Genomic DNA, 23,937 nt, shown 5'->3' with positions numbered 1-23,937 from the left:
TCTCCGCTGCGGCGCACAACCAGTCCGCGCTGGCGCTATAATGGCTGGTTCCGATTTCCGCTCTTTGGTCCGCCTGTGAATCCACATCTCGATAAGCTGCAACCGTACCCGTTCGAAAAGCTGCGCCAGTTGTTCGCCAAGGTGACGCCGAACGCCGACTATTCCGCCATCAGCCTGGGCATGGGCGAGCCGAAGCATCCAACGCCACCCTTCATCCAGCAGGCGCTGATCGACAACATCAACGGCCTGGCCAGCTACCCGACCACCATCGGCTCGGAAGCTCTGCGCGGCGCCATCTGCGGCTGGCTGGAACGCCGCTACGGCATCCCGGCGCTGAACCCGGCCACCCAGGTGCTGCCGGTGAACGGCTCGCGCGAGGCGCTGTTCGCGCTGGCGCAGACCGTGGTGGATCCGGCCGCCAAGGCGCTGGTGGTGTCGCCCAACCCGTTCTACCAGATCTATGAAGGCGCGGCCTACCTGGCCGGCGCCGAGCCGTACTTCGTGAACTCCGACCCGGCCCGCAACTTCGGCTGCGACTACGACAGCATCCCCGCCTCGGTGTGGGAGCGCGTGCAGCTGCTGTTCCTGTGCTCCCCCGGCAATCCGACCGGCTCCGTGCTGTCGCTGACGGACTGGGAAAACCTGTTCGCGCTGTCCGAGCGCTACAACTTCGTGATCGCCGACGACGAGTGCTACTCCGAGATCTTCCACGGCGACGAAGCGCCGCTGGGCGCGCTGCAGGCGGCCCATATACTGGGCCTGTCCACCGTGGAGCGCCCGTACGCGCGCCTGGTGGTGTTCTCCAGCCTCTCCAAGCGCTCCAACGTGCCGGGCATGCGCTCGGGCTTCGTGGCCGGCGACGCCGAAGTGCTGAAAAAATTCCTGTTGTACCGCACCTATCACGGCGGGGCCATGAGCCCTTCCGTGCAGGCTGCGTCGGTGGCGGCCTGGAACGACGAAACCCACGTCGAAGCCAACCGCGCCCAGTACCGCGCCAAGTTCGCCGCCATCACCCCGCTGCTGCAGCAAGTGATGGACGTGGCGCTGCCGGACGCCGGCTTCTACCTGTGGGCCGACGTCAGCCGCACCGGCCTGTCGGACACCGAGTTCGCCCAGCGCCTGTACGCCGAATATAATGTAACCGTACTGCCCGGCAGCTACCTGGCGCGCGACGCGCACGGCATCAACCCGGGCCGCAACCGCATCCGCATGGCGCTGGTGGCCGAGGCCGAGGAAGGCCTGGAAGCGGCGCACCGCATCGTCCAATTCTGCAAAAACCTGTCTAAATAAAAGAGAAGCATCATGACCCAACAACTGCAAAACATCATCGAACAAGCCTGGGACAACCGCGCCGAGATCAACCCAGCCAACGGCAGCGCCGAGCTGCGCGACGCGGTATCGCACGTGCTGGCCGGCCTGGACAACGGCTCCCTGCGCGTGGCGCAGAAGGACACCGGCACCTGGGTGGTGAACCAGTGGATCAAGAAAGCCGTGCTGCTGTCGTTCCGCCTGGAGAACAACGTGGTGCTGCCGTCCGACGGCACCATGCAGTTCTACGACAAAGTGCCGACCAAGTTCGCCAACTACACCGAAGCCGACTTCCAGGCCGGCGGCTTCCGCGTGGTGCCGCCTGCCGTTGCGCGCCGCGGCTCCTTCATCGCCAAGAACGTGGTGCTGATGCCTTCGTACGTTAACATCGGCGCCTACGTCGATGAAGGCGCCATGGTCGACACCTGGGCCACCGTCGGTTCCTGCGCGCAGATCGGCAAGAATGTGCACCTGTCGGGCGGCGTTGGCATCGGCGGCGTGCTGGAGCCAATGCAGGCCAATCCGACCATCATCGAAGACAACTGCTTCATCGGCGCGCGTTCGGAGATCGTGGAAGGCGTGATCGTGGAAGAGAACTCGGTGATCTCGATGGGCGTGTACATCGGCCAGTCGACCAAGATCTACGACCGCGCCACCGGCGAAGTCACCTACGGCCGCATTCCATCGGGTTCGGTGGTGGTATCGGGCTCGCTGCCGTCGGACGATGGCAAGTACAGCCTGTACTGCGCGGTGATCGTCAAGCGCGTAGACGCGCAGACCCGCTCCAAGACCGGCATCAACGAACTGCTGCGCGGTATCTAAGACGGTTTTCCATCCCGGGGATCTTGAGGAGAGCACGATGGCAATGGACCGCCTGTTCCAGCTGATGAAGGAAAAGAACGCGTCGGACATGTTCTTCGCGGTCAATTCGCCGGTTCACATCAAGATCAACGGGAACCTGATCCCGATCAACCAGCAGAAGCTGGAGCCGGAAAACATCCACGCGCTGCTGGCCGAAATCTGCTCGCCCGAGCAGATGGCGGAACTGGAGCGCGAGAATGAGCTGAACATGGGCGTGTCGGTGCCCAACCTGGGACGCTTCCGCCTGTCGGCCTTCCGCCAGCGCGGCAGCATCTCGGCCGTGTTCCGCTTCGTGCCGGCCAACATCCCGGTGCTGGCCGAGCTGGCGCTGCCGCCTATCCTGGCGGAGCTGATCATGGAAAAGCGCGGCTTGCTGCTGCTGGTGGGCGCCACCGGTTCCGGCAAGTCCACCACCATCGCCTCGATGCTGGACCACCGCAACGAACTGCGCTCGGGCCACATCCTCACGCTCGAAGACCCCATCGAGTATCTGTTCAAGAACAAGAAATCCATCGTCAACCAGCGCGAGATCGGCAGCGACGCCAAGGACTTCTACACCGCGCTGCGCAACTCCATGCGCCAGGCGCCGGACTGCATCCTGATCGGCGAGATCCGCGACCGCGAGACCATGGCTGCCGCGCTGGCCTACGCGCAGTCGGGCCACCTGGTGCTGGCCACGCTGCACGCCAACAACAGCTACAACGCGCTGAACCGCATCATCAGCTTCTACCCGATCGAAAACCGGGCGGCGCTGCTGCAGGATTTGTCGTCCACGGTGAAGGCCATCGTCTCGCAGCGCCTGATCCGCTCGATCAACGGCGGCACGCGCACGGCTGCGGTGGAAGTGATGCTCAACACCCGCCACATCTCGGACCTGATCGAAAAGGGCGAAATCAGCCAGATCAAGGAGGCGCTGGAAAAGAGCCTGTCGGCCGGCTCGCAGTCGTTCGAGATGGCCCTGTTCCAGCTGGTGCAGCAAGGCCTGATCAGCCAGGAAGAAGCGCTCGCCAACGCCGACTCGGCCACCAACCTGCTCTGGCTGCTGAACAACGGCCCGGACAGCAAGCACGAGGAGCCGGAGCAGAAGGCGCCCGTGGCTGAAACCTCCTTCACCGAGTTTACGCTCAACACCTGACTCATAAAGCGAACCCGGAGCATTTTCGGCAAACTCCGGGTCCTGTCCGTACAATTGCGAGATTTTACGTTAGCGCTATCCAGCCCCGGACTCATGAATAACTCAGCAGCACACCGCCTCTCCACCCGCCTCGGATTTTTAACTGCCGGCATCACCATGGCCGCCTGGGCGCCGCTGGTGCCGTATGCGAAAGAGCGCCTGAACCTGGAAGCGTCGCAGCTGGGCATGCTGCTGCTGTGCCTGGGCATCGGCTCGCTGCTGGCCATGCCCATCACCGGCGCGCTGACCACGCGCTTCGGCTGCCGCCCGGTGGTGCTGGTGTCCGGCGCGCTGGTGTGCGCGGTGCTGCCCTTTCTCGCCGTGGCGCCCTCGCCGCTGCTGCTGGGCGTGACGCTGTTCCTGTTCGGCGCCACCATCGGCACGCTGGACGTGGCCATCAATGTGCAAGCGGTGCAAGTGGAAAAGGAAAGCGGCGGCGCGCTCATGTCGGGCTTTCACGGCATGTTCAGCGTGGGCGGCATCGCCGGCGCGGGCGGCATGGCGCTGCTGCTGTGGGCCGGAATGGACACGCTGATGGCCTCCGTGCTGGTGGCCGCCGTGGCGGCGGCGGTGCTGGCGGCAGCCGCGCCCAATCTGCTGCCGGCAGCGCCTGCCGCGCAGGCGGACGCCAAGGAAGACACGCGCCTGTTCGTGGTGCCGCGCGGCGCGGTGGCCGTCATCGGCCTGCTGTGCTTTGCCTGTTTCATGGCCGAAGGCGCGGTGCTGGACTGGAGCGCGCTGCTGCTGACCACCGCCACCGGCATCAGCGCCGACTAGGGCGGCCTTGGTTACGCCGCCTTCGCGGTCGCGATGACGCTGGGCCGCTTTACCGGCGATAAGATCGTGGCCCGCTTCGGCAGCCGGCGCGTGCTGCTGACGGGCGGCCTATGCGCCGCCGCCGGCTTCTTCACCGCCGTCATTGCGCCCACGCCCGCCGTGGCGCTGCTGGGTTTCGTGCTGATCGGCCTGGGCGCATCCAACATCGTGCCCATCCTGTTTACGGCGGCGGGCCGCCAGCACGACATGCCCGCCGGACTGGCCGTGGGCGCCATCACCACCATCGGCTACGCCGGCATCCTGGCCGGGCCGGCGCTGATCGGCTTCATCGCCCACGCCTCCAGCCTGCAGATGGCCTTCGCTGGCCTGGGCTGCGCCATGCTGCTGGTGGCCGCCAGTTCGCGCTCGCGCATCGCGGCGGCCTAAGCCGGCTATAACAATCCCGCCGCCTCGCGCATATCGGGCAAGATGCCCGTGGCAAGCTCATCCAGCGGACTTACATCATCATGCATGTCGGCAATCGCCGCCCTTGCCGCCGCGACTGCCTGCTTCATAGTTATCTGCGGCATACCTGTTCTCCATAATAATGTCTGCTTTATCAAGAAACTGTTTTGCGTACTGCCTGGCAAAGGGAGCGGAAGCGGAGCTTTCCAGTCACGTTATAATGCTGCACTTCGGCCGCCGCCCGGCGCGGCCACGCTCCTGAACTTACGCATCCATGATTACTCTCTACGGCATCCCCAACTGCGACACGGTGAAGAAGGCCCGCGTCTGGCTGGCTGACCAGCAGCACGAATTCACCTTCCACGATTTCAAAAAGCAGGGCCTGGACGCGCAGACCGTCGGCGGCTGGCTGCAGACGCTGGGCTGGGAAGTCCTGGTCAACAAGAAGGGCACCACCTGGCGCGGCCTGCCGGACGAGCGCAAGGCCGCCGTCACCGACGCCGCCAGCGCCACCGCGCTGATGCTGGAGTTCCCGTCCGTGATCAAGCGCCCCGTGCTGCAAGGCGCGGGCGAGGCTTGCCACGTCGGCTTCTCGCCGGACGCCTACCGCCAGATCTTCGCCAAATGAGCGGCTCCCACCCCGCCTCCCGCACCCTCGCGCTGACCGAGAAACTGCTTGGCCGCGCTTCCGTCACGCCGGAAGACAAAGGCTGCCAGGAGCAGCTGATCGCGCTGCTGGAGCCGCTCGGCTTCCAGTGCGAGACCATCGTCTCCGGCGAGGTCACCAATCTGTGGGCGCGGCGCGGCACGGCCAGCCCGGTGCTGGTGTTCGCCGGCCACACCGACGTGGTGCCCACCGGCCCGGTCGAGCAGTGGAGCTCGGAACCGTTCTACCCCACCCACCGCGACGGCAAGCTGTATGGCCGCGGCGCGGCCGACATGAAAACCTCCATCGCCGCCTTCGTGGTGGCCTGCGAGGAGTTCGTGGCCGCCAACGCGGACCATAAGGGTTCGATCGCCTTCCTCATCACCAGCGACGAGGAAGGCCCGGCCACCGACGGCACCGTGGTGGTGGTGGAAAAACTGAAGGCGCGCGGCGAGACCATCGATTACTGCATCGTCGGCGAACCGACTTCGGACAAGACGCTGGGCGACATGATCAAGAACGGCCGCCGGGGTTCGCTGTCCGGCCACCTGGTGATCAAGGGCATCCAGGGCCACATCGCCTATCCGCAGCTGGCGCGCAATCCCATCCACCAGTCGGCGCAGGCGTTGGCCGACCTGGTGGCGGAAGTCTGGGACCAGGGCAACGAGTACTACCTGCCCACCTCCTGGCAGATGTCCAACATCAAGGCCGGCACCGGCGCCAACAACGTGATTCCGGGCGCGCTGGAGATCGACTTCAACTTCCGCTTCTCCACCGCCAGCACGCACGAGGAGCTGCGCGCGCGCGTGCACGCCATCCTCGACAGGCACGGCCTGGAATACGATCTGAAATGGACCCTGAGCGGCCTGCCCTTCCTGACCCCGCGCGGCACGCTGAGCACCGCCATGGCCGACGCGATCCGCGCCGAAACCGGCATAGAGACCGAGCTATCGACCACCGGCGGCACCTCGGACGGCCGCTTTATCGCGCAGATCTGCCCCCAGGTGATAGAATTCGGCCCTCCCAACGCCAGCATCCACAAGATCGACGAGCACATCGAGCTGCGTTTCATCGATCCGCTGAAGAACATCTACCGCCGTACCCTTGAGAACCTGCTGCGCTGAGCGCGGCCGCTCCATTTGCGAGAATAATAATGACCACCTCCCTCTTCACCACCCCGCGCGACCTGCTGCGCTACGCCGTCACCCGCTTCAACACCGCCAAGCTGTTCTTCGGCCATGGCAGCGTGGAGGCGCTGGACGAAGCGGCCTACCTGATCCTGCACACGCTCAAGCTCCCGCTGGACAAGCTGGACCCGTTCCTGGACGCGCGCCTGCTGCCGCAGGAGATCGACGCCGTACTGGCGGTGATCGAGCGCCGCGCCACAGACCGCGTGCCGGCTGCCTACATCACGCGCGAAGCGTGGCTGGGCCCTTACAGCTTCTACGTGGACGAACGCGCGCTGGTGCCGCGTTCCTTCATCGCCGAACTGATCCCGGACTACTTCTCGCCGTGGATGGTCGATCCTGAAGCCACCACCAACGTGCTGGAACTGTGCACGGGTTCGGGCTGCCTGGCCATCATGCTGGCCGAAGCCTTCCCGAACGCGCAGGTCGACGCGGTGGACATTTCGAAGGACGCGCTGGACGTGGCCCGCATCAACGTGGACACCTACAAGCTGCAGGACCGCCTGACGCTGATCGAGTCCGACCTGTACGCCAATGTGCCGAACAAGAAGTACGACCTGATCATCACCAACCCGCCGTACGTGAACTCCGGTTCGATGGCCAAGCTGCCGCCGGAATACCTGGCCGAGCCGCAGATCGCCCTGGAAGGCGGCGCGGACGGCATGGACCTGGTGCGCAAGATCGTGGCCGGCGCCGGCGAGCGCCTGACCGACGAGGGCTTGCTGATCGTTGAAATCGGCAACGAGCGCGCATTCGCCGAGAAGGCCTTCGGCCACCTGGGCCTGACCTGGCTGACCACCAGCGCCGGCGACGACATGGTATTCCTGCTGACCGCCGACCAGCTCAAACTGTAAAGAACAAGCTATGATCCGCTTTATCCAAGTAAGCCTGATGCGCGGCGTGAAGCCGCTGCTGGAGCAGGTTGATGTCACCCTCAATCCCGGCGACAAGATCGGCCTGATCGGCGCCAACGGCGCCGGCAAATCCAGCCTGTTCGCGATGATGCGCGGCGAGCTGCACCCGGACCAGGGCGAAATCGACTTCCCGGCCAAATGGCGCGTGGCTTACGTTGCGCAGGAAACCCCGCCGCTGGAACGCTGCGCCCTCGATTACGCCATCGACGGCGACGTCAACCTGCGCAAGCTGGAAGCGGAACTGGCGCGCCTGGAATCGGAACCGGCCACCAGCGAAAACGGCATCGCCATCGGCGAAGTCTATAGCGCGCTGGCCGACGCCGACGCCTACACCGTGCAGTCGCGCGGCGAACAGCTGCTGCTGGGCCTGGGCTTCACGCTGGACCAGATGCAGCTGCCGGTGGCCAGTTTCTCGGGCGGCTGGCGCATGCGCCTGAACCTGGCGCAGGCGCTGATGTGCCCTTCCGACCTCTTGCTGCTCGATGAACCGACCAACCACCTGGACCTGGACGCCATCATCTGGCTGGAAGACTGGCTGAAGCGCTACGCCGGCACCCTGATCATCATCTCCCACGACCGCGACTTCCTGGATGAAGTGGTGAACGTGGTGGTGCACATCGACGAGCGCAAGCTGAAGCGCTACTCGGGCAACTACTCGTCCTTCGAACGCCAGCGGGCGGCGCAGATGATCCTGGCCGCAGGCGCGCTGGAAAAGCAGCAGCGCAAGCGCGCCCACCTGGAATCGTTCGTGAACCGCTTCAAGGCGCAGGCCTCCAAGGCGCGCCAGGCGCAGAGCCGCATGAAGGCGCTGGCCAAGATGGAAGAACTGGCGCCGCTGCGCGCCGCCGCCGAATTCTCCTTCGAATTCCGCGAGCCGCTCAGCGCTCCGAACCCGCTGCTGGTGATGGAAGACGTGGACGCTGGCTACAAGATCGAGAACGAAGCCACCGGCGACATCACCACCAAGAGCATCGTCCACGGCATCAACTTCTCGCTGCAGATCGGCCAGCGCATCGGCCTGCTGGGCGTGAACGGCGCCGGTAAATCCACGCTGATCAAGACCATCGCCGGCGAGCTGTCGCCGCTGACCGGCGACGCCACCATGGGCAAGGGCCTGAACATCGGCTACTTCGCCCAGCACCAGGTGGAGATGCTGCGCCACGACGAATCGCCGCTGTGGCACCTGGCGAAAATCGCGCCCACCGTGCGCGAGCAGGAGCTGCGCAACTTCCTGGGCGGCTTCAATTTCCCGGGCACCATGGTCACCAGCTCGATCGCGCCGTTCTCCGGCGGCGAGAAGGCGCGCCTGGCGCTGGCCCTGATCGTGTGGCAGCGCCCCAACCTGCTGCTGCTCGATGAACCGACCAACCACCTGGACCTGGAAACGCGCGAAGCGCTGACCGAGGCGCTGGCGCAGTTCGAGGGCACGCTGGTGGTGGTGTCGCACGATCGCCACCTGCTGCGCGCCACCACCGACCAGTTCATCATCGTCGCCGACGGCAAGCTGCAGCCGTTCGACGGCGACCTGGACGACTACAAGGACTGGCTGTTCCAGACCAAGCTGGGCAAGGGCACCGACGTCCTGCCGGCCGCGGGCAAGGGCAACAAGACCGACTTCCCGGTGGCCTCGCCGGTGGCGCCGCCATCGGCGCCGGTGGTCAACAGCAAGGACCAGAAGCGCCAGGATGCCGAACAGCGCCAGAAGCTGTCCGCGCTGCGCAAGCCGATCGAGAACAAGATCAAGCGCCTGGAGGAAAGCATCGCCAAGCGCAACAGCCAGAAGGCCGAAGTGGACGCGGCGCTGGGCGACAGCGCCATCTACGACGCCGCCAACAAGGCCAAGCTGAAAACCCTGCTGACCGACCAGGCCTTCTACACCAAGGATCTCGCGCAACTCGAAGGCGAATGGCTCGAGCTGCAGGAGCAGCTGGAGGCCCTGGCGGCGTAAAGCTCGCAACTCAGGGCCGGCGGGTTAGCGTGCAACGCGCAACCCGCCAAAGTTCGTCCGCCGTATCGACATCAGCTTGTCGATATCGACCACGATCAGCCGCCTGCCGGCCTGCGTGGTGCCCACGCCGAGCAGGTAATCCACATTGGCCAGCCCCGGCATGGGCTGGATGCTGTTCTCCGCCAGGGTGACGATATCGGTTACCCCGTCCGTCACCATCCCCATCACGCAATCCGTCAGTTTGAGGATGATCACGTCCGTGCGCGGGTCGTGCACCGGCGGGCGCGGGCCGAACGCGATGCGCATGTCCACGATGGGCATGATCACGCCGCGCGACACCGCCACGCCGCTGATAACCTCACCGTCCGCCGAAAAGCGCTCCAACGCCGTCAGCGGGCGCAGCTCCTGCACGTTGCGGTAGTCCAGCGCATATTCCAGCCCGCCCAAGCGAAAGCTCAGGTACTGGCGCAGCCCGGCATCGGCAGCGCCCTGCAAGGTTGACGATTGCATGATGATCCTTTCACTGTAGGATGACGCGTTCACCATCCTACCCGGCGCCGCTAGCGCAAGTGTTGATTGGAGTCAACGTTACCGGCGCAACATCGGGGCAACATCGGCGCGTGGCAAACGAAAGCCAACCCGCTACAATGGGACGCGCTCCTCCCACCCGAATTGAAGGCAACCTATGTACCAGTGGCTCAAGCGTTTGATCGGCGGCGCCGGACCGCGCAGCACGCCCCAGCCCGCGCGCGCCCAGCCGCCGGCCGCGCCGGAGCTGCCGCCGGAGCCCGCGCCGGCCGTCGCCCCTGCCGCTGCACCTGCCGCTGCACCTGCCGCCGCGCCGCAGGCCGCTCCCGCAGCCGCCCCCACGCCTGCCGCGCCCACCTTCGAACAGAAAGACCTGCTCAACATCCGCTACAACCGCTGGCTGTTCGGCGCCGCGCCCGGAGACACGCTGGAAACCAGCGACGCCGAAAAGCGCATCCTGCAAACGCTGTCCGGCATCGCCAGCTCGCCCGCGTCCGGCGCGGACCTGATGCGGCGCATGCCCGGCCTGATCCCGCAACTGCTGCAAAGCCTTCGCAGCGAGCACTTCGCCGGCGCCGACATCGCCCGCAAGATCTCCAGCGACGTGGTGCTGGTGGCGGCCGTCATCCGCCTGGCCAACGGCGCCATGCTGCCCGGCGCGCAAGCCATCACCAGCGTGGAGCACGCCGTCATCGTGATCGGCCAGGAAGGCCTGCGCCAGCTCATCACGACGGTGGCCTTCAAGCCCATCATCGACCTCAATTCCGGCCACTACACCAAGCTGCTGGCGCCGCGCATCTGGGAGCAGTCCGAACGCTGCGCCGGCGCCAACCGCGCACTGGCGGGGCCGCTCGGCGTGGAGCCGTTCGACGCCTTCCTGGCCGGCCTGGTGCAGAATGCCGGCCTGCTGGTGTCGCTGCGCATGATGGACCAGGAGGCCAACGGCGCCAAAGACCTGGGCAGTCCCATGTTCTGCGCCCAGCTGCTGCGCAGCGCGCGCCAGGTGTCGGCGGCCATCGCGCAGGACTGGAATTTCGCGCCCGCCGTCACGCAAGCGGTGCGCGAACTGGACGCGCTGCAGAAAGGCGCGCAGCTGTCGGCCATGGGGCGCCTGCTGTCGCTGGGCGACTATCAAAGCAAGACGGCCATCCTGGCCGAACAGGAACAACAAGCGAACCAAGAGAACCAAGAGAACACCCAATGACGCAACAAGATCCATCCCTGCCGCTGGCCGGCATCCGCGTGCTCGACCTCACCCGCCTGCTGCCCGGCCCCGCCGCCACCATGCAACTGGCCGGCCTGGGCGCCGAAATCATCAAGATCGAAGACCCCGGTCCTGGCGACTACGCGCGCGTGATGGGCCCGGTGCGCAAGGAAGTGTCGCAATTCTTCGTGGCCGTCAATCGCGGCAAGCGCTTCGTGCGCCTGGACCTGAAGGACGCCGCCCAGCGCGAACAGCTGCTCGCCATGGTGGAGCAGGCGGACGTGCTGGTGGAAAGCTTCCGCCCCGGCGTGATGGACAAGCTGGGCCTGGGCTGGGAAGTGCTGCGCGCGCGCAATCCCAAGCTGGTGATGTGCGCCATCTCCGGCTACGGCCAGGACGGCCCCTACGCCCTGCTGGCCGGGCACGACATCAACTACATCGGCTACGCCGGCATGCTGGACCAGAACGCCGGCCCGGACGGCCGCCCTGCCCTGCCCAACCTGCAGGTGGGCGACCTGCTGGGCGGCGCGCAGGCCGCGCTGCAAGGCATCCTGGCGGCGCTGGTGGCAGTGAAAATGGGCGGCGCGGGCCGCTTCGTGGACGTGTCGATGACGGACGCGGTATTCGCCAACAACATCATGCCGCTGGTGGCCGTCAACAACGGCGGCGACGCCGCGCCGGGGCGCGACCTGCTGACCGGCGGCGTGCCTTGCTACAACGTGTACCGCACCAGCGACGGCCGCTACATGGCGGTGGGCGCGCTGGAGCTGAAATTCTGGCAGGGCTGCTGCGACGTGCTGCAGCGCCCGGACCTGAAAGCGCGCCACTGGCAGCTGGGCCAGCAAGTGGCCGGCGAGGACGCGCTGGCGGTGCAGGCCGAACTGGACGCCATCTTCGCGCAGCGCACGCTGGCCGAATGGACCGAGGCCTTTGCCGGCAGCGACTGCTGCGTCTCGCCCATCCTGCGCACCAGCGAGGCGCTGGCGCATCCGCTGTTCCAGGCGCGCGGCATGGCTGCGCGCGCAGTGCACGAGAGCGAGGGCGAGTACTGGGCGGCGGCCGGCCCGCTCAAGTTCCAGGCATGAACATCAATCCCGACGAGGTGGAGTTCAGCGCCATCCGCGCGCAGGGGCCGGGCGGGCAGAACGTGAACAAGGTGTCGAACGCGGTGCATGCGCGCTTCGACATCGCGGCGTCCTCGCTGCCGGACGCCATCAAGGAACGCCTGCTCGCGCTGCGCGACACGCGCATCACCAAGGACGGCGTGGTGGTGCTCAAGGCGCAGCAGGCTCGCAGCCTGGAAGCCAACAAGGAAGAGGCGCTGCGGCGCCTGCAGGAGCTGGTCGACAGCGTGGCGGTGCCGGCCAAGCCGCGCCGCGCCACGCGCCCCACGCGCAGCTCACAGCGCAAGCGGCTGGATGGCAAGACCAAGGATGCAGCCGTCAAGAAGCTGCGGGGGAAGGTGGAGATGTAAAGTCCGCCGGCGGCAAGGACGGCGAGTTGGCGGCCCAGTCCACCGAGCCGCTGCTGCCGGCGAAAATGGCGGCAATGCCGGAGGTGCTGCCGCGCAGCCTGGCCTTGATCTCTTTCGGCGCGCGGTCGTACGGCGCGCCCAGGTCCGGGTTGAATTTCATCTCGCGCACGATGGTGTCGCCGGTCACGATCTGCACGGTGCAGCGGCCGTGGCCGATCACGGTTTCCTTCTGTTTGCGCACCAGCGCGGCCTGCTCCAGCGCCACCGCTTCCTGCGCCTTGGCCTCTTTCACCGTGAGCGACAGCTTGCCCACCGAGCGCAGCGCCGGCCCTACCGAGACGGCCATCTTCTGGAACAGCGCCAGCTGCTCCGGCGTGAGCATCACTTCCTGCTTGCGCACGCTGGTCGCCAGCGTCAGGTAGTTGCGCAGCTCCGGCTCGCTGGTGATGGCGTCCAGCTCGGCCTTGAACTTCTGCGCCTGCGCGCCGAAGCGCCCGGCGCGCTCGGTGTGCTCGGCAATCGCCTGGTCGTATTTGGCGGTGTCCGGCACCAGCGGGAACAGCAGCATCTCGGTTTGCCGGCGCGGCCCGGCGCGGCCCACTTCGATGCGGCGCGCCGCGATGGCGCACCCTTCGGCGCTCTTGATCAGCACCTCGTCGGCGATGATCTCGCAGTTGCTGGCCTCGCCGATCACCACCCGCGTGCCGGAAATGACGCAGCTCTCGGCCCGCCCCAGCACCACTTCGCCCAGCTTGGTCTGGATCACCGCGCCCGAGGCCACGCCCTTGACCGCCACGTTGCCGCCCGCGTTGACGGCGCTGCCGCCCACCAGGTTACGCTGCAGCGCGATATTGCCGCCGCGCGAAACGATGTTGCCGAACACGTCGCCGTGGATGGTGATGTTGCCGCCTTCGACCATGCGCTGCTCCTGCACCTCGCCGAATTCCTCGTACTCGCCGGTCAGCTGCAAATTGCCGGTGGTGCGCACGCTCACGCCCTCGCGGCTGATGATCTTGGGGCCGATCGAAATCTTCTTGCTGCCGTCGACGCTGATGAAGCCCTCCACCGCCGACACCAGGTATTCCACGCCGCCCGCCTGCTCCAGCATGGTGCCCTCGCCGGCCACGCTGCCCAGCTCGATGTCGCGCGGCTCGGGCGGCTCCAGCGGTATGCCGGACAGCTCGTAGCCGCGCAGCCCGGGCGAGCGCGGCACCTTCCTGAGCAGCTTGACGTGCGGCTGCACCTGCGGGAAGCGGTTCTGGAAGGTGTGCAGGTCGAAGCGGCCGTTGGCCATCTCGCGCGGGGCGTTGCTGCGGTGGATGCTCTGCGACACCTCGACGATGGCCGCGTCGCGCCCCGGCGTGGCGTTCAGCTTGCGCGCCGCGATCAGGCGCACCACGCGGCCGGCGGCGATGGTGGCCTTGACGGCCGGCGCGTCGATGCCGAAGCGGATGCCCTTGACCCACATGTCGGCCACGAACTCGTCGAAGTTCAGCCGCGCCGGCTCGGGCGGCATGTCGGCCACGTTGAGGAACACCGGCTCGAAGTAATACTCCGCCTCGCCGTTGACGATGCGCACCGATTTATACAGTTCCCGCCGCTGCGCATGGAACGGTTCCACGCTGCCGGCAAAGCGTATCAGCGGCTGGTCCTTGAGGTTTTGCGGCAGCTCGGCCCCCACGCCGTACAGCACGCGGATGAAGACCGCGTAGTCCAGTCCCGCGAAATAGGCCCCGGCCAGGAAGAAGTGGTTCACGCCGGCCAGGCAGGCGGCCGCCGTGGCGTCGCCTTTGAAGTAGACGCCGTCGGCGCGGTTGACGATGGACGACGGCAGCTCGCCTTCCGCTGGCGAAGCTGCGGCCTGGACGTCGTTCTGCACCACGCCTCCTTATTCCGGCTCGACGCTATAGGTCCAGTCCAGCGACCCGAGGGAGTCGGAGAACAGGCTTTCGTAGCCCACGTGCGGCCCGCGCAGGAAGGTTTTGCCGTCCTTGGGCGCCATCAGGTTGGCCGCCGGCGCGCCGTGCTTCAGCGGCATGCTGCGCACCAGCGTTTCGCCGGCTACCATGCCGATCTTACACCCGGCCAGGCCGTTCGAGGCCAGCTTCTGCTTGCGCAGCTCGTCGATCTGGGCGCGCCGCACCAATTGCTGCGACTCGGCCGCCTTCATCTTTTGCAGCAGGTGGCCCACGGTCTTGAGCTGCGGCTCGACGGTGGCGGCCATTTTCTTCAGCTGCGGCGCCTGTTCCGGCGTCAGGGTCAGCTCGCCCTTGCGCATCTGCGCGGTCAGCGTCATGTAGCCGCGCACCTGCGGAATGGCGGTGATCTGCTCGGCCTCCAGGCGGAACTGCTGGCGCAGCTGTTCCAGCGCATCGATCTTGGCCGCCAGCTCGGCGATTTCGCCATTGATCGGGCCCATGTCCGGTACCTGCACCAGCACCAGCATTTCGCTCTGCTTGCGCGGACCGGCGCTTTCAATCTCGATGCGGCGCGCCGCCACGGCGCAGCCCTCGGCTATTCCGATCTTCACCTCGTCGGCCAGGATCTCGCAGTTCGACGCTTCCGCAATGCTGACCTTGGTGCCGACGATGACGCAGCTCTCGGCGCGCCCGGCAATCCGGATCTCGCCGTCGCGCGTGTGCAGGGTGGAGCCGGAAGCGACGCCCTTGACCTTGATGTCGCCCTTGAGGTTGTAGGCGCTGCCGCCCACCAGGTTGGCGCCCAGGATGATGGTGCCGCCGGTGGAGTTGATGTTGCCGAACACGTTGCCGCGGATGGTGATGTCGCTGCCGTCCACCGCGCGCATTTCCTGCACGTCGCCGAACTCCTCGAAGGCGCCGGCCAGCGCCAGGTTGCCGGTGGTGCGGCCGCTCACGCCTTCGCGGCTGACGATCTTGTCGCGCACGGAGATCCGGCCACTTTTGGTATCAACGTCCAGGAAGCCATCCTGCGCGGCGACCAGGAATTCGCCGTCCGGCGTGTTCTCGATGACGGTGCCGTCGCCCACCCAGCGGCGGAAGTCCAGGTCGGCCGGCGGCTGCGGCAGCAGCACCGTGCCGGCCATTTCCAGGCCCTGCGAGCCGGCCTGGCCCGGCACCTTCTTCAGCAGGCGCATGCCCTGCCGGATCTGCGGGAAGCGGTTCTGGAAACTGTTCAGGTCCACCCGGCCATCGGCCTTTTCGCGCGGCGCGTCGCTGCGGTGCAGGTCCTGCGACACTTCCACCACGTGCGCGTCGATGCTCTTGCCCGGCTCCAGGCGGCGCGCCACGGTGCTGCGGTCGCCGCGCGCCGAGGCGATGCCGGCCTTTACGTTGTTAGCGTCGATGCCGAAGCGGATGCCCTTGGTCCACAGGTCGGCCACGAACTCGTCGAAATCCAGCTTCACGGGGCGCTCGGGGATCACGGTGCCGTCCGGCAACTCCATGGCGTCCAGGAACAGCGGCTCGAACACGTACTCGGCCAGTTCCTTGTCCATTTTCACTGCGCGGTACAGCGCGCGGCGCTGCGGGTCGAACATGCGGACCACGTCGGCGATGCGTATCAGCGCCTGGCCGGGCGGGCCCGGCGGCAGCGGCGGGCCGATGTTGAACAGGGCTTTGGTGAACACAGCGTAATCGAGCCCGGCCAGGAAGGCGCCGGCCGAGAAGATCTGGTTAATGGCCGCCACGAACACCGGCCCCTGCAGGGAGGCGTCCAGATACACCCCGTCCGGGCGCTGGATGACGCCATGGGGCAACGCTGTCGCGGCAGCTTCTGCTACTTTGTCCACCAAAATATCCTCCCGACATACGGCAAACGCCGGCCGCGGTGCTGTACACGGCGGCCGGCATTCTCACAAGTAACCAATGTTACACGCAAGTCAAGAATGAAAGGGAATTTTCGGTATGTTGATGATGCTTCCATACTACGCCGCTGCGCCATGTGGCGCAGCGTTTGATTAAGATCAACGGCGCGGCGGCAAAGCGTAGACTTCCGCGCCCGCTTCATTGATCTGGCGGCGCAGGTCGCGGCGCTCGTCGGCCGTCATGCGGACCCGGCGCGACGCCTCGGCGTTGTTGGTGCTATCCTGAAGCATGCGCTGGCGCTCTTCGGCGCGGGCCGCCATCTCGCGCTGGGCGCGTTCGCGGTCCTCGTTGCGGGAACGGTCGCTGCGTTCTTCCTTGCGCTGCTGCGGATTATCCGGACCGGAGGCCAAGGCCGGCAGGGCCGAACCCAGCAGGGTACAGACGGCCAGCGCTCCCACGGAAGCGCGGACCAGCCTGGACGCCTGGAGCGCCGCGTTCGGTTTGTCGGGATGCTTGTTCATCGTATTCCTCTGTAGCTTTACTGCCATGCGACCAGTGTATGGACATTTCCCCCCGGGGGTAAGACCAATTGGGTAAAGTTTGTAACAGTTTGTAATGGGTTGGCAATGACATTTGCCTATGGCGAATATGACGTTACCATAGCAACATAATTAAGACAATTCTGACTGCATGATCCCTATGACTTCGACAGATTCCAGCAACAGCCCCAGCACCGCCAACAGCGGCGGCCATCAAGCCAAGATCATGGTGGTGGACGACGACGTCCGCCTGCGCGACCTGCTGCGCCGCTACCTCACTGAACAGGGCTTCAACGTCTTCACGGCGGAAAACGCCACCGCCATGAACAAGCTGTGGCTGCGCGAGCGCTACGACCTGCTGGTGCTGGACCTGATGCTGCCGGGCGAGGACGGCCTGTCGATCTGCCGCCGCCTGCGCGGCGCCGGCGACCAGACCCCGATCATCATGCTGACCGCCAAGGGCGAGGACGTGGACCGCATCGTCGGCCTGGAAATGGGCGCGGACGACTACCTGCCCAAGCCGTTCAACCCGCGCGAGCTGGTGGCCCGCATCGGCGCCGTGCTGCGCCGCAAGCAGCCGGACGAGATCCCGGGCGCGCCGTCGGAAACCCCGCAGACCTTCGAGTTCGGCCAGTTCGTGCTGGACCTGGGCACCCGCACCCTGAAGAAGAACGGCGAGACCGTGCCGCTGACCACCGGCGAATTCTCAGTGCTGAAGGTGTTTGCGCGCCACGCGCGCCAGCCGCTGTCGCGCGAGAAGCTGATGGAACTGGCGCGCGGCCGCGAATATGAAGTGTTCGACCGCAGCCTGGACGTGCAGATTTCGCGCCTGCGCAAGCTGATCGAGCCGGACCCTTCCAGCCCGCTGTACATCCAGACCGTGTGGGGCCTGGGCTATGTCTTCATTCCGGAGGGTCAGCCGCGCTAGCTCGCGAGGTAGCGCCGTATGAAACTGTCCCGCTATATTCAACTGAGTTCGCTGAAGAGCGGTCTGTTCTGGCGCACCTTCCTGCTGATGGGTGTGCTCACCACGCTCAGCATGTCGGCCTGGGTCGGCCTGCTGAGCATGCTGCAGCGCGAGCCGCAGGTGCAGCAGATCTCGGCCCAGGTGATCTCGGTGGTCACCATCACCCATGCAGCCCTCACCCACTCGGCGCCCGAACTGCGGCGCGAACTGCTGTTCGAACTGGTGTCGAACGAGGGCATCCGCGTATTCACGCTGGAGGACGACGACGAGGTCGAGCCGCCGCCCGCCAACTCCCTGATGCCCGATATCGAAGCGCTGGTGAAAGCCAAGCTGGGCGCCGACACGCGCTTTTCGCGCAGCGTGAACGGCATGCCCGGCTTCTGGGTCAGCTTCAATATCGGCGAGGACCGCTACTGGCTGATGCTGGAGCGCGAGCGCATCCACGGCATGACCGGGGTGCAGTGGCTGGGCTGGGCCAGCGTGGTGTCGGTCGCCTCGCTGCTGGGCGCGGCGCTGATTTCGGGCCTGATCAACCGCCCGCTGGCGCGCCTGACCGCCGCCACGCGCCAGCTGGCCGAAGGCCGCCGCCCGGACAAGCTGCCCGAAATCGGGCCGGCCGAGGTGATCCAGGCCAACCGCAGCTTCAACCAGATGGTGGAGGACTTGCAGCAGGTGGAGTCCGACCGCGCCGTGATCCTGGCCGGCATTTCGCACGACCTGCGCACGCCGCTGGCGCGCATGCAGCTGGAAGTGGAAATGGCCAACCTGTCGAACGAGGCACGCGAAGGGATCCAGTCCGACATCGGCCAGATGGACGCCATTATCGGCCAGTTCCTCGACTACGCCAAGCCGACCGAGGCTTCCACCTTCACCACGGTGGACATGACGGCGCTGCTGACGGAAACCGCGCACGAGGCGGAACGGATGCCGGACGTGCGTATCACCACCGACATCGCCGACAGCGCCACGGTGCTGGGCAACCCGACCGACTTGAAGCGGGTGCTGAACAACCTGATCGAAAACGCGCGCCGCTACGGCAAGACCCCGGACGCCGACTACACCGAAATCGACATCAAGTGCAGCGTGAAGGGCATGCACACCTTCAAGCGCGTGACGATCGAGGTGCAGGACCACGGCGTGGGCGTGCCGGAAGACCAGATCCAGGCGCTGCTGAAGCCCTTCACGCGACTGGACAGCGCGCGCGGCCAGGCCAACGGCGCCGGCCTCGGCCTGGCCATCGTCGACCGCGTGCTGCTGCGCCACGGCGCCGAGCTGCAGGTGCGCAACCGCGAAGGCGGCGGCCTGCTGTTCCAGATCACCATGAAGGTCATGGCGTAATCATTGCATGAGCATGGCATAACCATCGCATACCGATTGCGCGGCAACGCGTTGTCGCTATAATTCGGCATGCACGAAAATACCCTCCCCCGCCCAAGCCAGCCCGCCGCGTCCCTGTCCACCCTGTCGGGCCGCGTGCTCGGCCTGGCCAACCTGGGCCTGGCGGTGGTCGATTCGAAACACCGCATCGTCCTGTGGAACCAGTGGATGGCCAGCCATTCCGGCCTGTCGGCCAGCCGGGTGCAAGGCAGCGACCTGTTCGAGCTGTTCGAGGAATTGCGCGGCCAGCGCATCGAGCAGGCGGTGCACAGCGCGCTGCGCAACGGCACGGCGGCCAGCCTGCCGCATGGGCTGAACCGCGCGCCCTTCCCGCTCTACCCGGCCGGCACCTGGGGCGGCGAGCGCATGGAGCAGGCGGTGTCGGTGACGCCGTTCAGCGAGGGCAAGGAAAAATACTGCCTGATTGAAGTGAGCAACGTCAGCAGCACCATGGGCCGCGAACGCCAGCTGCGCGTGCAGGCCGAGGCGCTGCGCGCGCAATCGTATGTGGACGGCCTGACCGGCATCGCCAACCGCCGCCACTTCGACGTGGCGCTCAGCCGCGAACTGAAACGCGCCAGCCGCAACGACAGCCCGCTGTCGTTGCTGCTGATGGATATCGACTCCTTCAAAGCCTATAACGACCACTTCGGCCACCAGCAGGGCGACGCGTGCCTGACGCTGGTGGCCGAAGCCTTCGCCGCCACCCTGCAGCGCCCGGCCGACCTGGCGGCGCGCTACGGCGGCGAGGAGTTCGCAGCCGTGCTGCCGGACACCGATTCGGCGCAGGCGCAGATCGTGGCCGAGGCCATCCGCGCGCGCGTGGCCGCGCTGGACGTGCCGCACGCGCCGGCCGCCGTGCATCCGAACGTCACGCTCAGCATCGGCGTGGCCACCTTCAGCAAAACGGACTTGAACGACGCCGCCGCCATGCTGGGCGCAGCCGACCGCGCGCTCTACGTGGCCAAAAAGGCCGGCCGCAACTGCGTCATCGTCGGCGGGCCGGCAGATCAGGCGCCGTCTTCAGCGGCATAAGCTCACTCCCTTCAAAGCAGGCGTTCCGACGTCACCACGTGCACGCCGGGCGCAGCGCCGATGGCGCATTCAAGCAAAACGCCGGCGATCCGCGCAGCCGGATTGACGCGCCAGCGCGGCGGCAGCAAAGGCGCCAGCAAGGTCAAGCCGCGTATGGTCAGCGATTCAGCCAGGCGGCGCTCCTGGCGCGGCCCGCCGATCAGCCCCGGGCGCACGTGCGTCAGCGACGCGAAGCCCACGCCGGCGAGATCGCGCTCCAGCTCTCCCTTGACGCGGTTGTAGAAAAACCGAGAAGACGCATCGGCGCCGATGGCCGAGTTCAGCACGTAAGCCGCCGCGCCGCCTTGCCGCGCGCGGCGCGCCACTTCCATCGGATAATCATAATCCACCCGCCGGAACGCCTGCTGGCTGCCGGCCTTCGCCATCGTCGTCCCCAGCGTGCAGATGACTGCATCGGCTTGCCACCAGGGCGCATCGTCCGGTAGCCGGTCGAAATCGACAACCGGCGCCAGCAGCTTGGGATGCGGCGGCAAAGCGCGGCGCGAAGGCGCGACCACGCGCTCAACCCGCGCGTCGGCCAGCGCCAGCTGCAAGACATGCTGCCCAACCAACCCCGCCGCCCCCGCCAGTATCAACTTCATCGCGCCTCCTGCAGTTCTATTCTCGCCGGTGAGCACCTGAAGGTGAACTTCACGCAGAAATACTGGCTCAACGCCGCAAGCTCACTTGTCTGGATACGTGGCGCTCCAGACCACGCTGAAGATCTTCCACTTACCGTCACGCTTCACCATGTTCCACGACTCGACGCCGTAATTCTGCACTTTTTTATCGCGCAGGAACTCATAGTCGAAGATCACCCAGGCCACATGCCCGTCCTGCGTGATCTTCACGTTATAGAACTTCTCCTCCAGCGCCGCCTTGGAATTGGCGATGCCGCGTGCGAAGGAGCGATAGCCCGCGCTGTCCATGCCATCGTCGTTCACGTCCGTCGTCTCGCGGCTTTTCTTGACGAACTCCTCGCTGGCGGGCGACGTGAACAGGATGTGAGGATTGAGCACCAGCGCAGACAGGCGCTTGGCATCCTTGGCGATGATGGCCGCCTGGAATTCCTCGGTGACTTTGGTGATGGCCTTGATATCGTCAGGGTTGCTGGCGGGGGCAGGTGGCTGCGCGTACAAAGCAGCGCTCGCCAACAGTGCCGAGGCGGCAAACGCCGCCTTGCTGAAGGAGGAAGAAGTCATGTCATGTTAAGGAATTTGCAATCCCCCATCATATCACCGGGAATGCCGGCGCGCTGCGCCATCCGGTTGCGGTACCGGCGCGTGCGGAACAGATTGCCGATCTGCGTTAAGCCGAGGCCCACTTCCCTTCGTACACCGGATGGCCCTCGTCGATATGCATGGTGACGCGGATGGGCAGCTTGCCGGAAAGCGGGGCAAAGTGGGCGTCCACCTGCGCCAGCAGCACCTTGCCGACGTGTTCCACCAGCGCCGCGCTGCGGCCGGACGTGATGCGCAGGTTCAGGTAGACGAAGATCTTGTCCGGCGCGCCGTCCGCCACCGCGTGGTGCGGCGCCGGGTAGGCCAGCACGCGCGTGCCGTTCAGCGGAAAGATGGCGTGGCCGCTACCGTCCTCCAGTTGCACCAGGGTGCGCGCCAGCCGCGCGCACAGGGCTTGCATGTCGCTGTGCGCGTCGAGGTTGCCGCAGTAGTCTATGGTCAGATGGGGCATAAGGTATTTTACCTGGCTTTACTTACCGAGGAAAACGTTTAATCCCACCATCGGGAAAAACGTCAATTCCGGTTCATGGTGGAAGCCCGCAATATCAGCTGGGGCTCGATCTTGGTGAAGCGGTCGGTCGGCATGCCGTCGATGGTGGCGAGCAGCTTCTCCATCGCCGCCACACCCATGCGCTCGCTCTGCAGGTCCACCGTGGTGAGCGCGGGCGAGGTGTAGTTGCCGTACTGGATATTGTCGAAACCGGCCACCGAAATGTCCGCCGGCAGGCGGAAGCCCAGCGTCTGCGCGGCCTTCATGAAGCCCAGTGCCATCAGGTCGTTGTAGCAGACCAGCGCATCCGGATGCTCGGCGCCCAGCATGATGGACGAACACATCCGCTCCCCTTCCAGCGCGGACGGCGAGCTGGTGTCGTACACCGCCAGTTCCAGGCCGTGCGCGGCCAGGCATTCCTGCATGCCGCCCATGCGCTCCTCGTCGCGGCGCGACTTGGAAAAGCCCAGGTAGGCGATGCGGCGGTGGCCTTGCGTGACCAGGTGGCGCGCCAGCATATAGGCGCCGCGATGATCGTCGCTGGCCACGGTGGGCAGCTCCAGCTGGCTCAAACGGCCGAAGAACACCAGCGGACGGTCCATCTCCACCAGCCAGCCGATGTCCTTCTCCTGCATGCGCGAAAACACGATCATGCCGTCCACGCGGCGGCTCAGCGCCTCCAGCATGGGGCGCTCGCGCTCGGGGCTTTCTTCGGTGTCCACCAGCAGCACCGTGTAGCCGTGCGCCTGCGCCACGCGGTTGGCGCCCTTCACGATGCTGGTGAAATGGGGATTGGTGATATCCAGCACGGACAGGCCCACCGTCTTGGTGCGGCCGGTGATCATGGACTGCGCCAGCGGATTTGAACGGTATCCCAGTTCCGCGATCACGCGCTTGATGGTGTCCTCCACCGCCGGCGAAAAACGCTGTGCGCCGTTGACGTACTTGGACACCGTTGCGGTGGACACGCCTGCGGCAGCGGCGACATCGCGGATGGTCGGAACACTTTTCTTCATGTGGCGGTCGATCGCTCAACGGTGCTGTACAGGGATGCCGATCTTACCACGCTCCCCATGCAATTGACGTGGCATGCAAATCAGTTATACTGAAGTTAAACGTTTAACTAGAAATTCTTTTTCCATGTTTTTTACTTAACGGGCGACCATGAACCAGACATCCAGCACCAAACCATTCAAACGCCTGCTGCTGACCGGCGCGGGCGGCGGCCTCGGCACCATCCTGCGCGAGCGCATCAAGCCCTGGGCCGACGTGGTCCGCCTGAGCGACATCGGCGACCTGGGCGAGGCGCGCGAAGGCGAAGAGATCTTCCAGTGCGACCTGGCCGACCGCGCCGCCGTGCTGCACATGATGGAGGGGGTGGACGCGGTGCTGCACTTCGGCGGCATCTCCGTGGAAGACAAGTTCGTGCCCATCATGAACGCCAACATCCTCGGCCTGCACCACCTGTACGAGGCGGTACACAAGTGCGGCGTGCAGCGCGTGATCTATGCCAGCTCGAGCCACGTGGTGGGCTTCTACCCCACCACCGAGCGGGTGGACGCCGCCATGCCGCTGCGCGCGGACGGCTTCTACGGCCTGAGCAAATGCTACGGCGAGGCGCTGTCGCGCTACTATTACGACCGCTTCGGCACCGAGACCGTGTGCCTGCGCATCGGCTCCTCCTTCCCCGAACCGCGCAACCCGCGCATGATGGTGACCTACCTGGGCTACGACGACCTGGTGGAACTGATCCGCTGCGCGCTGTTCACGCCGCGCGTCGGCCACACCATCACTTTCGGCGCCTCGGACAATGACACCCGCTGGTGGGACAACCGCCACGCGGAGCACCTCGGCTATCGCCCCAAGCAAAGCTCGCGCGCGTTCGCGCACAACTTCCCCGACAGCGGCAAGCGCCCCGACGCCGGCGACATGACGGCCATCTACCAGGGCGGCCCCTTCGTCACCAACGGACCGCAATTCGATTGATGAAATAGAAAAA

Annotated in this window: 24 protein-coding genes and 1 pseudogene; 16 read left to right on the top strand and 9 right to left on the bottom strand. The window is 66.0% G+C overall.

The genetic code is table 11. The annotated features are described in order from the left end of the window. The first annotated feature begins 75 nt into the window (after positions 1–75). From dapC to AC56DV_RS09745, 5 genes and pseudogenes are all read left to right on the top strand, one after another. Complete coding sequence (gene dapC, locus AC56DV_RS09765; RefSeq protein ID WP_496314093.1) at positions 76–1,290, top strand: succinyldiaminopimelate transaminase; 1,215 nt, start codon at positions 76–78, stop codon at positions 1,288–1,290. Between the two features lie 12 nt (positions 1,291–1,302). After that, positions 1,303–2,130, top strand: coding sequence for a 2,3,4,5-tetrahydropyridine-2,6-dicarboxylate N-succinyltransferase (gene dapD, locus AC56DV_RS09760; protein WP_056397036.1), 828 nt, complete (start codon positions 1,303–1,305; stop codon positions 2,128–2,130). Positions 2,131–2,167: 37 nt separating this feature from the next. Next, on the top strand, positions 2,168–3,304 hold the full coding sequence (locus tag AC56DV_RS09755) for a PilT/PilU family type 4a pilus ATPase (RefSeq protein ID WP_496314092.1): 1,137 nt from the start codon (positions 2,168–2,170) through the stop codon (positions 3,302–3,304). Between the two features lie 93 nt (positions 3,305–3,397). Continuing rightward, the gene (locus AC56DV_RS09750; protein ID WP_496314091.1) at positions 3,398–4,120 is read left to right on the top strand and encodes an MFS transporter; all 723 of its coding nucleotides are present in this window, start codon (positions 3,398–3,400) and stop codon (positions 4,118–4,120) included. A gap of 15 nt (positions 4,121–4,135) precedes the next feature. Next, positions 4,136–4,546: pseudogene (locus AC56DV_RS09745) on the top strand (MFS transporter); the annotation flags it as partial. Between the two features lie 5 nt (positions 4,547–4,551). Here the strand turns inward: AC56DV_RS09745 and AC56DV_RS09740 are convergent. Beyond that, a complete protein-coding gene (locus AC56DV_RS09740) occupies positions 4,552–4,674 on the bottom strand; it encodes a hypothetical protein (protein ID WP_496314090.1) in 123 nt (40 codons plus the stop codon). A 164-nt stretch (positions 4,675–4,838) separates the two neighbouring features. Here AC56DV_RS09740 and AC56DV_RS09735 point away from each other — a divergent pair, with 164 nt between their 5' ends. Genes AC56DV_RS09735 through AC56DV_RS09720 form a run of 4 tightly spaced genes read left to right on the top strand, consistent with a single transcriptional unit; the run spans position 4,839 to position 9,259 of the window. After that, positions 4,839–5,192 (top strand): ArsC family reductase, encoded by a 354-nt coding sequence (locus tag AC56DV_RS09735; protein ID WP_496314089.1) that lies wholly within the window; start codon positions 4,839–4,841, stop codon positions 5,190–5,192. Next, positions 5,189–6,334 carry a succinyl-diaminopimelate desuccinylase gene (gene dapE / locus AC56DV_RS09730; RefSeq protein ID WP_496314088.1) on the top strand — a complete coding sequence of 382 codons (1,146 nt, stop codon included), beginning with the start codon at positions 5,189–5,191 and terminating at the stop codon, positions 6,332–6,334. Before AC56DV_RS09735 ends, dapE begins: the two co-directional genes overlap by 4 nt. 29 nt (positions 6,335–6,363) lie before the next feature. Further along, positions 6,364–7,251, top strand: coding sequence for a 50S ribosomal protein L3 N(5)-glutamine methyltransferase (gene prmB / locus AC56DV_RS09725; RefSeq protein WP_496314087.1), 888 nt, complete (start codon positions 6,364–6,366; stop codon positions 7,249–7,251). A 10-nt stretch (positions 7,252–7,261) separates the two neighbouring features. Beyond that, the gene (locus AC56DV_RS09720; RefSeq protein ID WP_496314086.1) at positions 7,262–9,259 is read left to right on the top strand and encodes an ATP-binding cassette domain-containing protein; all 1,998 of its coding nucleotides are present in this window, start codon (positions 7,262–7,264) and stop codon (positions 9,257–9,259) included. Between the two features lie 24 nt (positions 9,260–9,283). On the opposite strand, the gene AC56DV_RS09715 is transcribed toward AC56DV_RS09720, so the two are convergent. Further along, positions 9,284–9,769: a chemotaxis protein CheW gene (locus tag AC56DV_RS09715; protein ID WP_496314085.1), complete on the bottom strand. Its 486-nt coding sequence runs from the start codon at positions 9,767–9,769 to the stop codon at positions 9,284–9,286. A 175-nt stretch (positions 9,770–9,944) separates the two neighbouring features. Here AC56DV_RS09715 and AC56DV_RS09710 point away from each other — a divergent pair, with 175 nt between their 5' ends. From AC56DV_RS09710 to arfB, 3 genes are read left to right on the top strand one after another with little or no spacing between them, the layout of a single operon-like run. Beyond that, on the top strand, positions 9,945–10,991 hold the full coding sequence (locus AC56DV_RS09710; RefSeq protein ID WP_496314084.1) for an HDOD domain-containing protein: 1,047 nt from the start codon (positions 9,945–9,947) through the stop codon (positions 10,989–10,991). Next, entirely contained in the window at positions 10,988–12,076 is a 1,089-nt protein-coding gene (locus AC56DV_RS09705; RefSeq protein ID WP_496314083.1) for a CaiB/BaiF CoA transferase family protein, read from the top strand. Before AC56DV_RS09710 ends, AC56DV_RS09705 begins: the two co-directional genes overlap by 4 nt. Then, positions 12,073–12,465, top strand: coding sequence for an alternative ribosome rescue aminoacyl-tRNA hydrolase ArfB (gene arfB, locus AC56DV_RS09700; RefSeq protein ID WP_496314082.1), 393 nt, complete (start codon positions 12,073–12,075; stop codon positions 12,463–12,465). The genes AC56DV_RS09705 and arfB overlap by 4 nt, the downstream gene beginning before the upstream one ends. Here the strand turns inward: arfB and AC56DV_RS09695 are convergent. From AC56DV_RS09695 to AC56DV_RS09685, 3 genes are all read right to left on the bottom strand, one after another. Further along, positions 12,434–14,344, bottom strand: coding sequence for a flagellar assembly protein A (locus tag AC56DV_RS09695; RefSeq protein ID WP_496314081.1), 1,911 nt, complete (start codon positions 14,342–14,344; stop codon positions 12,434–12,436). The two genes, arfB and AC56DV_RS09695, sit on opposite strands and share 32 nt — an antisense overlap. 9 nt (positions 14,345–14,353) lie before the next feature. Then, positions 14,354–16,234, bottom strand: a complete 1,881-nt coding sequence (locus tag AC56DV_RS09690) for a flagellar assembly protein A (protein WP_496314080.1) — start codon at positions 16,232–16,234, stop codon at positions 14,354–14,356. Positions 16,235–16,408: 174 nt separating this feature from the next. Further along, complete coding sequence (locus tag AC56DV_RS09685; protein ID WP_496314079.1) at positions 16,409–16,771, bottom strand: hypothetical protein; 363 nt, start codon at positions 16,769–16,771, stop codon at positions 16,409–16,411. A 178-nt stretch (positions 16,772–16,949) separates the two neighbouring features. Here AC56DV_RS09685 and ompR point away from each other — a divergent pair, with 178 nt between their 5' ends. The 3 genes from ompR to AC56DV_RS09670 all read left to right on the top strand — a co-directional run bounded on the left by ompR (position 16,950) and on the right by AC56DV_RS09670 (position 20,168). Then, the gene (gene ompR / locus AC56DV_RS09680; protein WP_496314078.1) at positions 16,950–17,717 is read left to right on the top strand and encodes an osmolarity response regulator transcription factor OmpR; all 768 of its coding nucleotides are present in this window, start codon (positions 16,950–16,952) and stop codon (positions 17,715–17,717) included. Positions 17,718–17,735: 18 nt separating this feature from the next. Then, positions 17,736–19,094: an ATP-binding protein gene (locus AC56DV_RS09675; protein WP_496314077.1), complete on the top strand. Its 1,359-nt coding sequence runs from the start codon at positions 17,736–17,738 to the stop codon at positions 19,092–19,094. A gap of 69 nt (positions 19,095–19,163) precedes the next feature. Continuing rightward, the gene (locus tag AC56DV_RS09670) at positions 19,164–20,168 is read left to right on the top strand and encodes a diguanylate cyclase domain-containing protein (RefSeq protein ID WP_496314076.1); all 1,005 of its coding nucleotides are present in this window, start codon (positions 19,164–19,166) and stop codon (positions 20,166–20,168) included. 11 nt (positions 20,169–20,179) lie between these two features. On the opposite strand, the gene AC56DV_RS09665 is transcribed toward AC56DV_RS09670, so the two are convergent. From AC56DV_RS09665 to AC56DV_RS09650, 4 genes are all read right to left on the bottom strand, one after another. Continuing rightward, positions 20,180–20,809 (bottom strand): Rossmann-fold NAD(P)-binding domain-containing protein, encoded by a 630-nt coding sequence (locus AC56DV_RS09665; RefSeq protein ID WP_496314075.1) that lies wholly within the window; start codon positions 20,807–20,809, stop codon positions 20,180–20,182. 81 nt (positions 20,810–20,890) lie between these two features. Further along, entirely contained in the window at positions 20,891–21,409 is a 519-nt protein-coding gene (locus AC56DV_RS09660) for a YybH family protein (RefSeq protein ID WP_496314074.1), read from the bottom strand. Between the two features lie 106 nt (positions 21,410–21,515). Then, positions 21,516–21,899, bottom strand: a complete 384-nt coding sequence (locus AC56DV_RS09655) for a 5-carboxymethyl-2-hydroxymuconate isomerase (protein WP_496314073.1) — start codon at positions 21,897–21,899, stop codon at positions 21,516–21,518. Positions 21,900–21,961: 62 nt separating this feature from the next. After that, positions 21,962–22,954: a LacI family DNA-binding transcriptional regulator gene (locus tag AC56DV_RS09650; protein ID WP_496314072.1), complete on the bottom strand. Its 993-nt coding sequence runs from the start codon at positions 22,952–22,954 to the stop codon at positions 21,962–21,964. A gap of 148 nt (positions 22,955–23,102) precedes the next feature. Between AC56DV_RS09650 and AC56DV_RS09645 the strand changes: the two genes are divergently transcribed. Beyond that, positions 23,103–23,924 carry an NAD-dependent epimerase/dehydratase family protein gene (locus AC56DV_RS09645; protein WP_496314071.1) on the top strand — a complete coding sequence of 274 codons (822 nt, stop codon included), beginning with the start codon at positions 23,103–23,105 and terminating at the stop codon, positions 23,922–23,924. Positions 23,925–23,937 lie beyond the last annotated feature (13 nt).

The organism is Massilia sp. BGA-UO-ETr-WB1 (assembly GCF_059567845.1).
Note: the sequence above shows the minus strand (reverse complement) of the source record. Positions and strands in the feature narration are given on the sequence as shown.

Bases quoted from the DNA above. Each gene is read 5' to 3' on its own strand.
- dapD (WP_056397036.1), top strand. From the start codon at position 1,303: ATGACCCAACAACTGCAAAACATCATCGAACAAGCCTGGGACAACCGC.
- AC56DV_RS09755 (WP_496314092.1), top strand. From the start codon at position 2,168: ATGGCAATGGACCGCCTGTTCCAGCTGATGAAGGAAAAGAACGCGTCG.
- AC56DV_RS09750 (WP_496314091.1), top strand. From the start codon at position 3,398: ATGAATAACTCAGCAGCACACCGCCTCTCCACCCGCCTCGGATTTTTA.
- AC56DV_RS09740 (WP_496314090.1), bottom strand. From the start codon at position 4,674: ATGAAGCAGGCAGTCGCGGCGGCAAGGGCGGCGATTGCCGACATGCAT.
- AC56DV_RS09735 (WP_496314089.1), top strand. From the start codon at position 4,839: ATGATTACTCTCTACGGCATCCCCAACTGCGACACGGTGAAGAAGGCC.
- dapE (WP_496314088.1), top strand. From the start codon at position 5,189: ATGAGCGGCTCCCACCCCGCCTCCCGCACCCTCGCGCTGACCGAGAAA.
- prmB (WP_496314087.1), top strand. From the start codon at position 6,364: ATGACCACCTCCCTCTTCACCACCCCGCGCGACCTGCTGCGCTACGCC.
- AC56DV_RS09720 (WP_496314086.1), top strand. From the start codon at position 7,262: ATGATCCGCTTTATCCAAGTAAGCCTGATGCGCGGCGTGAAGCCGCTG.
- AC56DV_RS09715 (WP_496314085.1), bottom strand. From the start codon at position 9,769: ATGCAATCGTCAACCTTGCAGGGCGCTGCCGATGCCGGGCTGCGCCAG.
- AC56DV_RS09710 (WP_496314084.1), top strand. From the start codon at position 9,945: ATGTACCAGTGGCTCAAGCGTTTGATCGGCGGCGCCGGACCGCGCAGC.
- AC56DV_RS09705 (WP_496314083.1), top strand. From the start codon at position 10,988: ATGACGCAACAAGATCCATCCCTGCCGCTGGCCGGCATCCGCGTGCTC.
- arfB (WP_496314082.1), top strand. From the start codon at position 12,073: ATGAACATCAATCCCGACGAGGTGGAGTTCAGCGCCATCCGCGCGCAG.
- AC56DV_RS09685 (WP_496314079.1), bottom strand. From the start codon at position 16,771: ATGAACAAGCATCCCGACAAACCGAACGCGGCGCTCCAGGCGTCCAGG.
- ompR (WP_496314078.1), top strand. From the start codon at position 16,950: ATGACTTCGACAGATTCCAGCAACAGCCCCAGCACCGCCAACAGCGGC.
- AC56DV_RS09675 (WP_496314077.1), top strand. From the start codon at position 17,736: ATGAAACTGTCCCGCTATATTCAACTGAGTTCGCTGAAGAGCGGTCTG.
- AC56DV_RS09670 (WP_496314076.1), top strand. From the start codon at position 19,164: ATGCACGAAAATACCCTCCCCCGCCCAAGCCAGCCCGCCGCGTCCCTG.
- AC56DV_RS09665 (WP_496314075.1), bottom strand. From the start codon at position 20,809: ATGAAGTTGATACTGGCGGGGGCGGCGGGGTTGGTTGGGCAGCATGTC.
- AC56DV_RS09660 (WP_496314074.1), bottom strand. From the start codon at position 21,409: ATGACTTCTTCCTCCTTCAGCAAGGCGGCGTTTGCCGCCTCGGCACTG.
- AC56DV_RS09655 (WP_496314073.1), bottom strand. From the start codon at position 21,899: ATGCCCCATCTGACCATAGACTACTGCGGCAACCTCGACGCGCACAGC.
- AC56DV_RS09650 (WP_496314072.1), bottom strand. From the start codon at position 22,954: ATGAAGAAAAGTGTTCCGACCATCCGCGATGTCGCCGCTGCCGCAGGC.
- AC56DV_RS09645 (WP_496314071.1), top strand. From the start codon at position 23,103: ATGAACCAGACATCCAGCACCAAACCATTCAAACGCCTGCTGCTGACC.